Origin of the sequence: Rhizobium aouanii, from assembly GCF_037002925.1 — a bacterium.
Classification (GTDB): Bacteria; Pseudomonadota; Alphaproteobacteria; order Rhizobiales; family Rhizobiaceae; genus Rhizobium; species Rhizobium aouanii.
The window spans coordinates 172,767-186,173 of sequence record NZ_JBAMYD010000006.1 but is presented as its reverse complement, the minus strand read 5'-3'; the positions used below and the strand labels follow the sequence as shown (position 1 = coordinate 186,173).

At 58.0% G+C, this 13,407-nt stretch carries 14 protein-coding genes and 1 pseudogene; 4 read left to right on the top strand and 11 right to left on the bottom strand.

Annotated elements, in window-relative coordinates; all coding sequences use genetic code 11:
- Positions 1-2: 2 nt before the first annotated feature.
- The 5 genes from V8P77_RS12875 to V8P77_RS12855 all read right to left on the bottom strand — a co-directional run bounded on the left by V8P77_RS12875 (position 3) and on the right by V8P77_RS12855 (position 4,149).
- Positions 3-1,001 (bottom strand): caspase family protein, encoded by a 999-nt coding sequence (locus V8P77_RS12875; protein ID WP_264396603.1) that lies wholly within the window; start codon positions 999-1,001, stop codon positions 3-5.
- Between the two features lie 9 nt (positions 1,002-1,010).
- On the bottom strand, positions 1,011-1,382 hold the full coding sequence (locus V8P77_RS12870) for a hypothetical protein (protein ID WP_264396604.1): 372 nt from the start codon (positions 1,380-1,382) through the stop codon (positions 1,011-1,013).
- A gap of 443 nt (positions 1,383-1,825) precedes the next feature.
- Positions 1,826-1,990, bottom strand: a complete 165-nt coding sequence (locus V8P77_RS12865) for a hypothetical protein (RefSeq protein WP_264396605.1) — start codon at positions 1,988-1,990, stop codon at positions 1,826-1,828.
- An 18-nt stretch (positions 1,991-2,008) separates the two neighbouring features.
- The gene (locus tag V8P77_RS12860) at positions 2,009-2,620 is read right to left on the bottom strand and encodes an integrase domain-containing protein (protein WP_264396606.1); all 612 of its coding nucleotides are present in this window, start codon (positions 2,618-2,620) and stop codon (positions 2,009-2,011) included.
- A gap of 197 nt (positions 2,621-2,817) precedes the next feature.
- Positions 2,818-4,149, bottom strand: a complete 1,332-nt coding sequence (locus V8P77_RS12855) for an IS1182 family transposase (RefSeq protein WP_264396607.1) — start codon at positions 4,147-4,149, stop codon at positions 2,818-2,820.
- An 879-nt stretch (positions 4,150-5,028) separates the two neighbouring features.
- Between V8P77_RS12855 and V8P77_RS12850 the strand changes: the two genes are divergently transcribed.
- Positions 5,029-7,356, top strand: coding sequence for an NACHT domain-containing protein (locus V8P77_RS12850; RefSeq protein ID WP_264396608.1), 2,328 nt, complete (start codon positions 5,029-5,031; stop codon positions 7,354-7,356).
- A 104-nt stretch (positions 7,357-7,460) separates the two neighbouring features.
- On the opposite strand, the gene V8P77_RS12845 is transcribed toward V8P77_RS12850, so the two are convergent.
- Both V8P77_RS12845 and V8P77_RS12840 read right to left on the bottom strand, forming a co-directional pair.
- Entirely contained in the window at positions 7,461-7,673 is a 213-nt protein-coding gene (locus V8P77_RS12845) for a hypothetical protein (protein ID WP_264396609.1), read from the bottom strand.
- Positions 7,674-7,716: 43 nt separating this feature from the next.
- Positions 7,717-8,671: pseudogene (locus V8P77_RS12840) on the bottom strand (IS630 family transposase).
- 763 nt (positions 8,672-9,434) lie between these two features.
- Here V8P77_RS12840 and V8P77_RS12835 point away from each other — a divergent pair.
- A complete protein-coding gene (locus V8P77_RS12835; protein ID WP_264396610.1) occupies positions 9,435-9,770 on the top strand; it encodes a DUF3768 domain-containing protein in 336 nt (111 codons plus the stop codon).
- On the opposite strand, the gene V8P77_RS12830 is transcribed toward V8P77_RS12835, so the two are convergent.
- The 4 genes from V8P77_RS12830 to V8P77_RS12815 are packed head-to-tail and all read right to left on the bottom strand — an operon-like array spanning position 9,677 to position 11,915.
- On the bottom strand, positions 9,677-10,192 hold the full coding sequence (locus V8P77_RS12830; RefSeq protein WP_264396611.1) for a hypothetical protein: 516 nt from the start codon (positions 10,190-10,192) through the stop codon (positions 9,677-9,679). The two genes, V8P77_RS12835 and V8P77_RS12830, sit on opposite strands and share 94 nt — an antisense overlap.
- 4 nt (positions 10,193-10,196) lie before the next feature.
- The gene (locus V8P77_RS12825) at positions 10,197-10,745 is read right to left on the bottom strand and encodes a hypothetical protein (protein WP_264396612.1); all 549 of its coding nucleotides are present in this window, start codon (positions 10,743-10,745) and stop codon (positions 10,197-10,199) included.
- 54 nt (positions 10,746-10,799) lie between these two features.
- Positions 10,800-11,042, bottom strand: coding sequence for a hypothetical protein (locus V8P77_RS12820; RefSeq protein WP_264396613.1), 243 nt, complete (start codon positions 11,040-11,042; stop codon positions 10,800-10,802).
- Positions 11,043-11,099: 57 nt separating this feature from the next.
- Complete coding sequence (locus V8P77_RS12815; RefSeq protein ID WP_264396614.1) at positions 11,100-11,915, bottom strand: hypothetical protein; 816 nt, start codon at positions 11,913-11,915, stop codon at positions 11,100-11,102.
- 341 nt (positions 11,916-12,256) lie between these two features.
- On the opposite strand from V8P77_RS12815, the gene V8P77_RS12810 reads away from it, so the two are divergent.
- Together V8P77_RS12810 and V8P77_RS12805 are read left to right on the top strand one after the other, a co-directional pair.
- The gene (locus V8P77_RS12810) at positions 12,257-12,805 is read left to right on the top strand and encodes a recombinase family protein (protein WP_264396615.1); all 549 of its coding nucleotides are present in this window, start codon (positions 12,257-12,259) and stop codon (positions 12,803-12,805) included.
- Between the two features lie 142 nt (positions 12,806-12,947).
- Positions 12,948-13,394: a hypothetical protein gene (locus V8P77_RS12805; protein WP_264396616.1), complete on the top strand. Its 447-nt coding sequence runs from the start codon at positions 12,948-12,950 to the stop codon at positions 13,392-13,394.
- Positions 13,395-13,407: the final 13 nt, after the last annotated feature.

Here is a 13,407-nt window from a genome sequence, read left to right as displayed (position 1 = left end):
GGCTAAATCATCCCCGCTTCAACGAGCTTCCGGTAGTGCTCACCGAGCACAGTCAGCTCACAGCTTTTGCTTTGCATAGCGGCGTGCCACATGTGAGGAGCATTGACGGGCCGAACCAGATTTACCTTTACGAATTTCTGCAGAGTGGCGAAGACAGCAGTCTTCGCCGGATCTGGTGGCGGGATCGTCGGATCGTCCTTCTGCTCGGCACTCCGCTCGGGCTCATACGCGGGATCGAGCGGAAACTCGTAATCCTGTGTCGGAAAGAGCGACGCTAACTGCTGCAGGTCGGTCAATGGTATTGGAGCGTCGGCCCTCTTCAATGAGACGAACGTTTGTACGTTGGTCTTGAATAGGGGTCTCTGCCCGGCCCAAGGACCAAGTGATTGGTCGATATGCGCGTAGACACTGCCAGGTGTCACGTCGCCAACAAGGTTCGCTGCAGCGCCACTTAAGGCGTCGACCAGCAGACTTGTGAAGACGCCGCCTGGATTTGGGCCGCCAGTCTCCAGAGCGTACTGCTCTGCGGTCGACGCTGTTAGGATAGTCATCCCAGTGGGGATTTCCGAAAAGCCCTTCATTACCGGGCGCTCGCCAACAATGCCACTATGGCAGCTGTCGAGAATAATGACCTTATTGATTGCGGGTGACGCCGCGGCAATAGTCATCACTTCATTGAGCGAAAGCCCGTCATCGCCGGTTTTGCAGTCTCCCGCACAGAGAAACCCACCAGTGTCCTCAATGTACCCGTGGCCGGCGAAATAGAAGAGCGCAATCTCAGCTTGATCGGTAAACAGCGCACGAACCGCTTCTTTAAGTTCGGCGCGTTCGACGATATCGGCGGGACCGGTACCTGTAATTAGCTTCGGCGTCTTGAAGTTTGTTGTGCCGTCCGCGTTCCGCTCCAAAGCCGCGCGAACCGAGTGCGCGTCATTTACGCAGCCGTTTAGCGGCGAGATATGTTCGTAGTGATCGATGCCAACAATGAGTGCCTTGCGCATTGGAAAACCTTAGAGGCCGTTAATCCAGTTGGAGATGTTATCCCACGTCCAGACCATAGCGTTGACGCCGGCGACGTTGGCACGGTCTTCCTTGTATGCCCAGATACCGCGAACAGGCACACCGAGTTCTTTGGCGCACGCGATCTCCCACTTCTGGCCTGTCGAAGACAGAGAGTTCTTGCTGATGATGGCGAGTACACCGTGCGAACGCTGAATACGGGCTTTAACTTTTGTCTTCCAATCTGAATCGTATGCTTCTTTGACGGACATATCGATATATTCAAAGGGAGAGTTGGTGTAGAGTGACTGTCCTTTGATCATGTCGCGGATTCGCTCGTCTTCGATAGCAAAAGCTACGAAGACAACTTTTTTATCTGCCATTTCGACCTTCTCCCAATACCTGAACAGTAATTTCACTGATTTGTTTGCATTTTCATACACCATATCTCGTCTCTGGGTTGATCAATCTTAGCTGTTTCACAGGAGTTGCTGCTTTGACGGGCATTTATCCACAGGCTAATCGCTAAGAATCTCGCTCCACCGCATCGTGAACCGCAATGAGCGATGATGCGCGGCACCGAAACCTTCTGCGTCCCGCCCGCCGTAAAGCTCATCGAGGTCCGCCCGAACTGCTGACTGAGCGCTGCGAGGCCCGCCATCAGCAGGGGCGGTCGTTTTTCATTTACCGTTGTTGTTGATCTTGAAGAAAATCAACGCATCCTTGTATGATGCGTACAGCGCACTTACGCATCGCCCAATGTGTACGCATTGAGCAGAATAGGCGATGCGTTGCACGGTTTTCTGGCCAGCCGCAGGGCGTCGTCTCATTGGAAGGCCCTCCCCAAATAGGTATCGGTGATCTTGAGGCGCGTTCCGAAGGCAATTTCCTGATGGCCACCAGTGTCAGGACCAAGTACGCCGACAAGATCTTCAACCCGGCAGCCGTTGCCGCCGCCATCGACGAGGTGGCCTTCCAGGGCCACCGCCAATACCGCGTCGTGCAGGAGCTACCATTCGACCTGTCGGAAACCGATGCCGCCCACGCGCTGGAGGACTGGCTGGACCAGGAACAGTTCCATTATATCTGGCGCCCCACGTTCCTCCGCGTCGCGTTCCTTGGCGGTCATCTCCTTCCAGGCTTTGCCGCCGGCCAGCGGGCAGGGGAGCCCGGTGAGGGTCTGGTAGCGGCGCTGGGCATAGGCGTGGCGGAACCCGTGGGTGTTTCGGAGGCCTGCCTTGTAGGTCTCGTACTCATAGCGTTTGAGCTGCTCGATATAGGTGAGCTCGGCAGGGATCAGCGAGCCCTGCCCCTTGACGAGGGTGGTGACGTGCTGCAGCGCGTGGCGTTGCTCCAGCGTGGTGATGGGCACTGTTCGCGGGCGGCCACCTTTGGTCCAGCTGCCTTGGAGTGTGATCTGGTCAGCGCGCATGGCGACCTGCGGCCGGAACTTGATCGCTTCCTCACGGCGCAGGCCGAAGGTGACCTGCAGCAGGAGCGAGGCCTGGATGTGCGGGCTTTCGATGGTCTGGAATTTTGTCGGGTCGAGGGTTTGGGCGCGGTTGCGCGTGACCTCGCCGCGCTCGGCCACGCCATAGGCGGCGTTGTCGCGGCTGACCACGTTCGGCTTGCCGATTTTCTCGGCCCACCAGCGCAGCCAGCTCAGAGCTTGTGAAGCTTTTGGATCTTGGCGTTTCCGGCCTGTCTTGGTTGACCGGTGCCGTCGAGCGTCGGACGGTTGACCGGTGCCATCGAGCGTCGGACGATTGGGCGGTGCGGTCGGACGGTCGCTGCTGGCGCCTGGGTGATTATGCTCGTTTAGCCGTTGGCGAGCCGATGGCCCTGCAAGATATTGTTGGTGAGTGCGTAGCAGAGCACGACGGCACGGACCTTTTCGATGCCGCGCACCGTCAATTGTCGTAGGTTCCAGTTACGCCAGCGGGCATGGATGCATTCGCAGATCGAGCGGGATTTGTACTGCGCCTTGCCCGTCTCGCTTGCCATGCGGGCTCGCCAGGCTGACACCCCCGGACCGTCGCCGTGCCGCGGCAAGCAGGGATCGGTTCCGTGCTTGGACTGCGTGGGCGGACAAAAGACCTCAATCCCTTCGCCGTGCGCCCACTCGATGTCTTCGGCGCTGCAAAAGCCGCCATCGGCGAGATAGCGCCGCGGCAGATGGCCGCTCAGCGCGCGCAACCGCTCCAGCATCGGCCGCATGAGGCCGCGATCGGAGCCGACATTGGTCACCTCGAGCCCGACCACGAGCTGCTCAGCGGCCACGCTCGCCACCTGCACATTATACCCCGGACGGAAGCCGCCGTCGGCCATCTTCATCACCCGCGCCTGTGCGTCCGTGCTGGAGGCGCGCGGCTCCTTCGGCTTTTTGCCATTGCCGCGCTTTTCCTCGCGGGCCTGGCGCTGGCGCTGGATCTCGTCAAGAGCCGCCTGGGCTGCTCTGATCCGCGCGCCGCGCTCGCGCGCCGCTCGTTGCCTGGCCGCCTTGATGCGCTGATTGCTGGCATCCGAACGCGCATCAACCTCGTGCTTGAGCTGATCCACAACGGCCTCGGCAATTGAAAGATGCCGATCGAGCGTCGCCTTGCGGCCGAACGAGGCGGCCCCCGCGCTCGCTCGTATCCGCACGCCATCCTGCGCCAGACGGTCGAGAGCGACGAGGCCGGCATCGGCAAGCGCCGCCAGATGTTCGGCCAGCAGCCGGTCGAGCAGATCGGCGCAGCCGATCCGGAAATCCGCCAGCGTATGATAGTTCACCGAAACGCCGCCGCACAGCCAGCGATAGACGTCGTGGCTCCTGCACAGCCGGTCCAGCGCCCGCGCGCTGCCGACGCCGTCACTGCTGGCATACAGCCACAGCGCCAGCAAAAGCCGTGGCGAAATCGGCGGATGGCCCGGCCTGTGCGCCCGCGCCTTGATCCGATCTTCAAGCGCGCTCAGATCCAGTCCCTCGACATAGCTCCAAATGACGCGCACCGCGTGGTCCTGTCCGATCAAGCTGTCGATATCCACAGCACGCAACTCGATCTGATCGCGCACCGGCTCGCGCATGCGCGCCGCCCCGCCCGCCACCCGAGCACTTCGCCGCACCCCATGCACCGGTAGTCCTTCGAACAGGTCGTCGCCCACGATCATCCCCCAAAGCAAATCAACGAACCAACAGAATCACAAGCTAACCGCCTCCGCCACCAAACATTCACACCCTCTCAGGGTGAGATGGATCGCGCAGTTCGCTTGATCTGTCGGGATAGTGAACGCAGCCGCTCGGCAATTTCCAGCGGCGTGCCTAAAAAATGATGCCGCTTCGTTCCGGTTGGAACGGGCATCATTCGTCGGTCACGTGGGATCGTTTGCGGGAAATCGGACATTTCATGTCCGACCTCTCCCGCCTGTGCTTTGCGCCCGCATGCTCCGCTTACTGGCGATGGGTATCGGCAGGAAGTGGCACCCTGACCCGCCTCCAGCCTTCCGCAAGTCGTGTGCCGCCGCAGGGGGCGGTCTCCCGAGCACAGACTGGCACAAGGCTGGTTGTTGGCGGATCGGATCGGGCCACCTGCCGATGGTCGCCCATCTGGTTCGCGGGCAGGGCGGGTTTGCGCGCCGCTTGGCGGGAGTACGGGCGCAGACTGTGGTTGGTGGTGTGATTTGTTGAAGTGGATGAGTGTGGGGAAGGCCTTCCCCTGGCTGCAACCCGTCGGGACAGTTTTATGCCACCCCTTCTGCGGGTGAGCCCGCAACGCCCCCGGGGAGAGAGCGATACCCAATATCGTCGTCGCGCCAGTCGCTTAATGTCGACTAAATGGCTGTATTGGAAATCTATCTCGCACTTTACAGTTGCTTTTCTAAGGCGGCTGGCCCCATCAATCCATAACGATCAGCATTGGTGCACAGACTGGAGAAGGCACCATCTTCGGTCTTGCCCGTCGCCTTCTGACCAAGCTTGTATGGAAGTGGGCGATCACGGAATAAATGTGTCAGACGCGACGAGAAACATTCCGGAGTGGGGAACGAGCAATGGCAAACAACGGCATGACTATCCAACCGCAAGTCAGGCGCTCGACAACCGCCATCGGGGACGAATTGCGTGACCAAGTGATTGACCTGCTGGAGGCCGAAGGCCACAGGGTCGCCCGCGAGGTCCGTGTAGGTACCAAGAAAGTCGATGTCCTCTTCGAAATCGAGGACGAGTTTCGTCCGCAGAAGATCGCGATCGAATGCAAAAACCTCGACAAAAACCTGTCGCAGGCCGAATTGAACTTGATCTGGTCTGACTATTCCCTGCTCATTGAAGAGAACGAAATCACGAGCATATTCGTGATCACACGGCTCGATTTTTCGCCCGAAGCTAAGCAATACGCTAACAAACGACGTGGCCTAGAAGGTTTTTCATTGAAGGAGTTCGAGGAAAGCCTCCTCGGATATCGCCGGTATTGCCGCGACGTTGGAGACCTCTTCAGCGAGGGAGGTCTCGAAAATTATTATGTGCAGCCTTCAGTCGAAAACGGCGGCAAGCTCCACGACCGGATCGTCGAATGGGTTCGCAGCGAGGACACCGCCCCCGTTGCGATCCTCGGTGGATATGGGATGGGAAAGACGTCTTACTGTAAATTCCTGACCCGGACCCTCGCGGATCAGTACCTGGATGACCCGTCGGCTCGGGTGCCGATCTACGTGCGGCTCTCGGATATCGCCACGCAAACCGATATCGACGGCCTAATCGCGAAAACCTTGGCAGACAGACACAATACGAAGAATTATTCCTTCGCCAAGTTCAAGAAGCTGAACCGGTCCGGAAAGTTCGTTGTAATCTTCGACGGGTTCGACGAGATGAAGCACGCACTTTCGTGGACCGATTTCAAATACAATTTCTCGCAAATTCATTCACTCCTGGACGGTAAGGCCAAGATCATGGTTGCCGGCAGGCCGAACGCGTTCCTGTCCGATAGCGAGCATGCCTGGATTTTAAGAGGAGCGCGCCTGGTCGGGGAGCAGTTGATGAAGGTCCCTGACGCTCCCGAATACCTTGAGCTTTCCTTGTCTCAGTTTTCGGACGACGAGGTCACGAGTTTCCTCGACCGATATCTTCGGCAGAAACTCCCGACAGGCATCTCCGATCCTCAAGAGATAGAGCGCTGGATTTCAGAGCGTGTCGGGGATTTCGAAAAAATCCGGGCGAACGGCGATATCTATCGTCCGGTACACCTCAAAATCTATGCCGACATCGCCGCCGATCCGAACGCAAAACTCGAAAGCTTTTCAACATACGGCCTCTACTCGATCGCCACATCCAGGATCAGCGAGCGGGAGGGCGAGAAGCTTGTCCGAAAGCAGATCGATTCCGAAAAGCGACAGCACATTATCGAACGCATAGCCTGGTGGCTCTGGGATACGTTCGACGGACGCAGGCTATATTTCATCGCGGAAGCCGTCCCCGAATATATTATCGGTCGTGATCTCCTCGACGATCAGGTCTTTGAGCGCGACGCGATCTATCGCGAGATTTTCACTGGGTCTTTTCTGGAGCGAAAGTTCGGCGAGAACTATTACTTCTCGCATCGATCGTTTCTCGAATTCTTTGTGGCTGGTCGGCTGGAGAAAGCTGAAAGCCACCAGATCACCGTCCAGTCGGTCTTCAAGAACATCAATCCGGAAATCCTGGTGTTCCTTAAGCAAAGCCCCGGGTATCAGAACTTCCTGGCATACGTTTACAAAGGCATGCAGCGCTTCAGCGGACATATCCCGCTGCTTTTTCTCGAAGAGATTTACACTTACCGTTCTGAGACTGGAGCAGCCGATGCCCAAACCGGAATCCAGCTCCTGCTCAAATATTTTGGTTTCTTGAGATCGGAAGACTTCGATACAGCAGCGTACGTCCGTGCCGTGAGGACGGATTTAGCTTCCACTAACCAGGAGCATCGCGAGACGGCATTGTATTTCGCCCTCTACGTCATGCGTCTGCGCTATGATCGCGATGCATTGCTCGCTCTGCTCCAAGTTCTGGCGGCATCAGTCAGTTGGCCTGCGAGAGCGGGTACGGTTGCGGGGATGAGTATGACCAAGTACACGTTCTCGCGCAGCAACATTGGTGAGTACGTTTTCGTCCGCTTCGCTCGCATTACCGCAGAGCGCTCGCGTGACGGCAAACCCGTCGTCACCTTTGACATCGCCAGGGCTTACGATGAAGTCAAAGACAAGAGGCCTCCCAAAATCGACATCGAAGGGAATCTGCAAGGCCTTCCTGATCTGGTTCAGCCTCGCATCGAATTCGCTGATATTTTTGGTGGGCTTGGCCTAAAAGAGCAAAAAGCTGCCATGGATGTTCTCAGCGTTGGTGTGGCATGATTTGCTATGATCAGGTCGCAATATGATCTGGAGATGCGGGCTAGATATCAGCAATCCGCTTGCGACGTCCTCAAGGAGGGCCGCGTAATCGCTACTGTTGTCGCCTATGCTCTGCGGCCTCGGTAGGTTGTCGGCGGAGGAAGTGCCTCGTGGGCTTGAGCCAGTGTCTCGAGCCACGTTGCCCGACCATCGGAAATTTCTTCGTTGCCGGCTTCCATGGCTTCAATCCATGACAGCTCGCATTGCAGCGCCGAGGCAATGTTGACCGGCGTCCAGCGGATATGCAGCAGGCACTCGGAGAAACGTTCTGAGGTCATCATGGACTCGTCAAGGTGTCACGGCCGCTAGAGCACCGGGCGATTAAATTGCAACGTATCCGGCAGCCTTGAGATAGTTCCAACATTCTTCGGGCTCGAACAGATCGCAGATATTGCTGACTGCCCGGCAGAGATCGTCGAGGTTCGCGCGGCGGCTTTGCGCAAGAGAGTTTTAAGCTTGGCGAACGCCATCTCGATCGGGTTCAAGTCTGGAATATTTCGGCAGGAACAGGAACCAGGCGCCTTGCTCAGCAACGGCCTGTGCGGCTCTTGGGCTCTTGTGGACGTTGAGGTTATCGAGGACCACAACGTCGCCAGGTTCCAAAGACGGTGCCATTTGCGTTCGCACGTAGATGTCGAAAGCCGCGCCGTCCATGGCGCCTTCGATGATCCATGGGGCAACGAGTTCATGGCATCTCAAGCCCGCCACGAACGTTTGGGTTCGCCACTTGCCGAACGGTGCGTCAGCCCGCAAACGCTCACCGCGCAGGCTTCTGCCGCGCAGCGGAGTCATGTTGGTCTTGACACTCGTTTCATCGACGAAGACCAATCGGGCCGGTTGACGGCGCATGAAGGGCTGGCGGCGGTCACACCACTCACGCCGCGCTGCTTTGACGTCACAGCGTCCTTGTTCCGACGCCAGCAGCGCTTTTTTTATATGTGAAGCCTTCCTTGCGCAGGAACTTGGACAGGTTCGACGGATCGATCGTCACGCCATGGTGAGCTTCGAGCCAAGCAGCAAGATCCGGCATCGTGATGTCGGGCTTGGCCAGAACTTTGTCGATGATGGAGCGCCGATGCGCTCCCAGCTTGCCGGATCCCGCGGGCCGACCCTGCCTGGCCGGCGCGACGGATCCGGTGGCCCGATAACGACTATGAACCCGCACCGCCGTCGAGGGCGCTACCTCAAACCGCGCCGCCATCGCTCGACGCGAATGACCTGCCGCGACCCCGCCCACGATCCGTTTCCGCAAATCTGACGAAATAGCCTTTCCCATGAAGCACCTCCGGCTTCCATGGAATCAGACCAGGCTTCAAATGGGAACCCTTTGATTCAAACTTTTCGCCATATGCTCTAGTTTGCCACAGAAGAAGCTCGGACCAAACTCCCCCACCGAATTGACGCGTGAATTACTGCTCACGCTCAAGCCGAACTATTGAGACAAGAGCGCTGCTCGCCGCTTAAACCCTTTGGTTGTCTGTGGTTTGCGTTGCTGTATCGAGCCGGGTGCGGCAGTCCCTGAGGTATGGGAATCCAAAGCCGCACTTGACCTGTGGGCATTGATCCGATCCCGAATCTGCCCACCCTCAATCTGTCAGTAATTGGCGATTGCATCTCGGGTCTGGGTCCTTCCCTGGTGACCGTCTCTCCCTTGTGGCCAGTGAGGTCGGGGTTTTGCGGCGTGGCCCGTCCCCGTCAATCTGGCTGCCCGCTCCTTCGCTGCGCTCCCGTGTTGCCGTTGACTGGTAGCGGGCGCGTGCCGCGCCTCGGGCTTCACGCCGCTTTGAGATCCCGACCGGCCGCAATGGGCGAGCCGGGTAACCAACGGGAGAATCCCCAATGACTACCGAAAGCAAACGACCCTCTCACGAGGTCTTCCACATCGAGGGTGAGGGCAAGAAAGCCTTCTGGACCAAGATCGGCGGCGCTTAGCACGACGACGGCGACGGCTTCACCATCAGCCTCAACTGCCTGCCGCTCAATGGACGGCTGGTCGTCCGCAAACCGAAGAAGGATGACACGTCGAAGGGAGACGCGCGATGAGCGCGTCCACCCTTCGCATCCGCCTGCTGAACGATCAACTGGGTGCGTTCACGTTCCCGCCCCGCGGCGAGATGGTTCTCACCCGCAGCGTCGCCGACCTTCCGGGCGACGATCTCCGTGAGGTCCTGCGTCAGGTCCGGACGTTTGACGACTTCAGCACCGACAAGGATCCGCACGGCGAACATGTCTTCGGTAGCTTCGCGCACAACGGCGCCCGCTATTTCTGGAAGATCGACTATTACGATCGCGACAAGAAGTACGGTTCGCCGGATCCGGCCGATCCTGCCGTCACCTGCAGGGTTCTGACCGTGATGCGCGCCGACGAATACTGACGTTCCGAGCAACGAGGCGGTGTGGTGCGGCCGCAGAGGGTGACCACGGCGGAACTCCCGAACGCCGCCCGCGGGATGAACGTAATGAGGTAGTCCTTCGACTGAGGAAGTGGCCCGAACCAGAACCCCGATGCCTCGGTCCGGCATTCCGGGGCGTCCATGGCAGGGACACGTTCCTCCTTGTCCGGAGGGGAGGGTAGCCCGTTGGCGTCGAGGGTGTTCATGGTGATTCCGAGGTAGCTCCCCGCCTTGAAGCGGCCGACGAACTCCACGGCATCCCCGCTATAGCGATAACACCCGTCGGCCGGATTGAGCTTGAAGGTCTGCGGGTGGATCGGCGACGGCGCCTCTTCCTGCGCCTGCGTGGCGGCGGGCCAGCCGACCAGCAACCCGACCATCAGAAACGTGCGATGCATGTTCATCCCGTCAGCTCGGCTGGCCCTTGCAGAAGTTGGTTTGGAAGCACTTCACCATTCCCGGCAGGCGGCCGGGGTCGTTGTCTTCCAATCGGAACGGCCAGGACGAGGTTTTTTGGAACATCTCGCAAAAGCCTTGTTCCTCAACGTTGCAGGTCATGCGGGCCCCCGTGAGGGTCGTGCCGTGTTTGGGCGCCCCCATACCCAAATCCTGCTCGATGATGGCGACGGATGTCAGCTTGCCGAAATCAAGGGAAAATTTGAAATTATCCCTTGCTGCAAAGTTGATGGCGTAGTTGCAATCATCCTGCCGGGTAATCGTGATGGTCACCTTAGCCGGGTCCTTTTCCGCCACGTACGTCAACGGCTCGGCGGACGTTTGGTGAAACGCCGGGGGATCTCCCTCCAGACCAACAGGCACGACGGTCCCTTCTTCGAGACCGAAGACCATATAGGCAACCGCCTGTTCGGCGGTTGGTCCGTCTGCCGCCTTTGAGGACTGATCGGAACATCCTGCAAAAATCAGCAGCCCGAGTATAAGGGGAAGTCGATATGTCATAAGGCCTCTCGAAGAATACGATGGAAGACGGACTGCGTCAGGTAGGTTGACCGGTCAATTCCCGGCCACGGGCTGCCAACCGCTCTCGGTCTTGATCAGGCGGCGCGTGATCGACCAGTTATTGCCATCGGTCAGGAACGTACACATGTAGCCGGGCTTGCCTTCGGCCGCCACGCACTGGTTGTCGTGGATTTGAATGCCCAATGCTGTTTCAACGTCCGTCTCCGAAGGGCCGGAAAACGAGCAAGACGATAGCAAGGCTACTGAGCCGATGATGGCGGCACGGACTTTGGGCATAGATAGGCTCCAGATTGCTTGAGCGATTGGTGAGTGCGGAAGGGCGGGGACGCGCCGTTAGCGGGGATCAGGCTCGCCGTGAAGCGCGATGAATTTCTGATAGACCAGCTTGCTCAGTTGCGAACCGAAAGCATTGCTTACCCGGTGATCGACGTAAGAGATGGTCAGTTCACAGATCAATCCAGCGTACATGGGCGAACCCGACTCCGTCAGGCTGGTAGCGGTCTTGGGGTCGACGCATTTCTGGCCGCTGATTTCGACCAAAATGGTATTGTTGCCGCCGCAGTCTCCCGACATCACCTGCTTGCCGCTCTCGTCGAAGCAATAGGTGAGGTTCAGGCCGTTGGAAGGAGTGACGAGGGGTTGACCGTAGTCGTCATTGATGTGTTGGGCCACGGCGCTCATAGGAACGCCCAGATGGTGCCGGTCGCTCCAAGTCGCCCTGAATTCGACGCGTTCGAGAAAGTTCGTATCCCAGACCGTCGCCGAAATCTCCTGTGTGTCCGTATCGGCGGATACGCCTTCGCCGGAATGGGAATTGCGGGAGGTGTCTTTGACCGTGAGGACATCCTTCTGCACCGGTACCGAGACGGTATAGGGAACGCCTTTCACCTGACCGGTAAAGCCCCCGGTCTTTTCGCTGCTGATGGCGACCTTGGAACCGCCCTTGGCCAGAACCTTCTCAATATCGCCGGTGGTCATTCCCTTATGCACGACATGCGCCCCTAGATTTTGAGGGGCCGTCTTCGGTGGCCTGAAGCCAAGGTCTGAAGGATAGAAGGTCTGCGGTTCTGCGTCTTGCGCTCTGGCTGGCTCGTCGCTGTAGCTGGCGATTGCGCATAGCATCAGGAGCGTGACATTGGTCATTTTCATCGCAAATCTGCCCGTCAATGCATGAGGAAAGGCAGACGCTATGCGGCGGCGGTATCCCGCGCCTCATGGGTTATTACGTCTCGCCCCGGCGAATTCTGGATATCAAAAATCACGACTTTTGACGGCCATACGACCATGCGCGAGGCCTCGTCCTTGTAAGAATAAAATCAACTACGTTAGGTATTGCTGAAATATAAATCCCGTAACAGAATGTGAATCCACCGCACTTGCAAAAGTCGTGATTTATGACGGCCCGCAATTTCAAATAACATGAACTAATTCAAGTATGCTAATATGTTCCTTTATCTCAACCTGGTGAGTTCGCTTGACAGGGTACAGCGATGATATACGGCTATGCCCGTGTTTCCACGAAAAAGCAGGATCCTGGTTATCAGCTCGACAGGCTCCGCAAAGCAGGATGCGACCACATCGTCCGTGAAAAGAAGAGCGGCAAAGACACGAAAAGCAGGCCGGAATTCCTGCGGCTATTAGCAAGCCTCCAACCGGGTGATACGCTTCTGGCGACAGTGTCGGATCGCGTCGCCCGTGATCCCCTCGACCTCGTGCTTATCCTCCGTGAAGTCGAAAGTGCTGGTGCCCAGCTTCGGCTGCTTGATGAGCCGTACATCGATACGACATTCGATTTTGCCGACGTGATCGCCTACTTCCGCGGCTGGGTGGCTCGCGTGCAGCGTCTGAGGATCCTGGAAAACACCTCCAATGGTCGGGCGATGGCGAAGGCGCGAGGGGTCAAGTTTGGACGTAAGCCCAAGCTGAGTCCCCGTCAAAGGGCTCAGGTGATGGAACGGAAGGCCAAGGGCGAACCGTATGCGCGGATCGCGCGGTCCTACGGCGTGAGCGAAAGTACGATTCTGCGGGTGCGGCCTTAGGCTAGAGGTGTCGGGACTTGACCTCTCGATCTACGATGCTCCAGCCATTGAAATAAAGCCGTGTATATTTGCCGCGGTAGATGGTCATCTATTGGAAATTCTATCACAGGTGGTGTCGTGCCTATTCAAATAGGAGAGATGTATGGCTGATATTTGGAAAGAGTTGGTCCCAATCGGACTCGGTGCCGTTGGTACGGTGCTCGGGGTGATGAACACTTGGAACACTATGAGTCAGCGCCAGATGCGCATGCGGGTCACCCCGGCGTTCCTACTTGAGCAGGACGGAACGCCATTCGGGTTTTCCATTGAAGCTGTCAATCTCAGCGCGTTTCCGTTGACCCTCTGCGAAATTGGATTTCGAACGGCCAAGAAGCGGCGAACGGTCATTACGGGATATCGAACCAGCGATGGGCGATCCTTGCCCTGCCGTTTAGAGCCGCGTGAGGCAATCTCGTTCATGTTCGGAGCGGGTGACGTTCGGCCTCCTTCGGGGCATCGTATCGGCGCCGCCTATATTCGGACCGCCTGCGGTCGAACCATTTTGGGGGATAGCCCAGCGCGAAAGCAATTTAGCAACATGATGGCTTGAAGGAAGGGGAGGT

What these genes read in the sequence shown, in the direction of transcription:
- V8P77_RS12875 (WP_264396603.1), bottom strand. Translation starts at nt 1,001, where the DNA reads ATGCGCAAGGCACTCATTGTTGGCATCGATCACTACGAACATATCTCG.
- V8P77_RS12870 (WP_264396604.1), bottom strand. Translation starts at nt 1,382, where the DNA reads ATGGCAGATAAAAAAGTTGTCTTCGTAGCTTTTGCTATCGAAGACGAG.
- V8P77_RS12855 (WP_264396607.1), bottom strand. Translation starts at nt 4,149, where the DNA reads ATGATCGTGGGCGACGACCTGTTCGAAGGACTACCGGTGCATGGGGTG.
- V8P77_RS12850 (WP_264396608.1), top strand. Translation starts at nt 5,029, where the DNA reads ATGGCAAACAACGGCATGACTATCCAACCGCAAGTCAGGCGCTCGACA.
- V8P77_RS12845 (WP_264396609.1), bottom strand. Translation starts at nt 7,673, where the DNA reads ATGACCTCAGAACGTTTCTCCGAGTGCCTGCTGCATATCCGCTGGACG.
- V8P77_RS12835 (WP_264396610.1), top strand. Translation starts at nt 9,435, where the DNA reads ATGAGCGCGTCCACCCTTCGCATCCGCCTGCTGAACGATCAACTGGGT.
- V8P77_RS12830 (WP_264396611.1), bottom strand. Translation starts at nt 10,192, where the DNA reads ATGAACATGCATCGCACGTTTCTGATGGTCGGGTTGCTGGTCGGCTGG.
- V8P77_RS12825 (WP_264396612.1), bottom strand. Translation starts at nt 10,745, where the DNA reads ATGACATATCGACTTCCCCTTATACTCGGGCTGCTGATTTTTGCAGGA.
- V8P77_RS12820 (WP_264396613.1), bottom strand. Translation starts at nt 11,042, where the DNA reads ATGCCCAAAGTCCGTGCCGCCATCATCGGCTCAGTAGCCTTGCTATCG.
- V8P77_RS12815 (WP_264396614.1), bottom strand. Translation starts at nt 11,915, where the DNA reads ATGAAAATGACCAATGTCACGCTCCTGATGCTATGCGCAATCGCCAGC.
- V8P77_RS12810 (WP_264396615.1), top strand. Translation starts at nt 12,257, where the DNA reads ATGATATACGGCTATGCCCGTGTTTCCACGAAAAAGCAGGATCCTGGT.
- V8P77_RS12805 (WP_264396616.1), top strand. Translation starts at nt 12,948, where the DNA reads ATGGCTGATATTTGGAAAGAGTTGGTCCCAATCGGACTCGGTGCCGTT.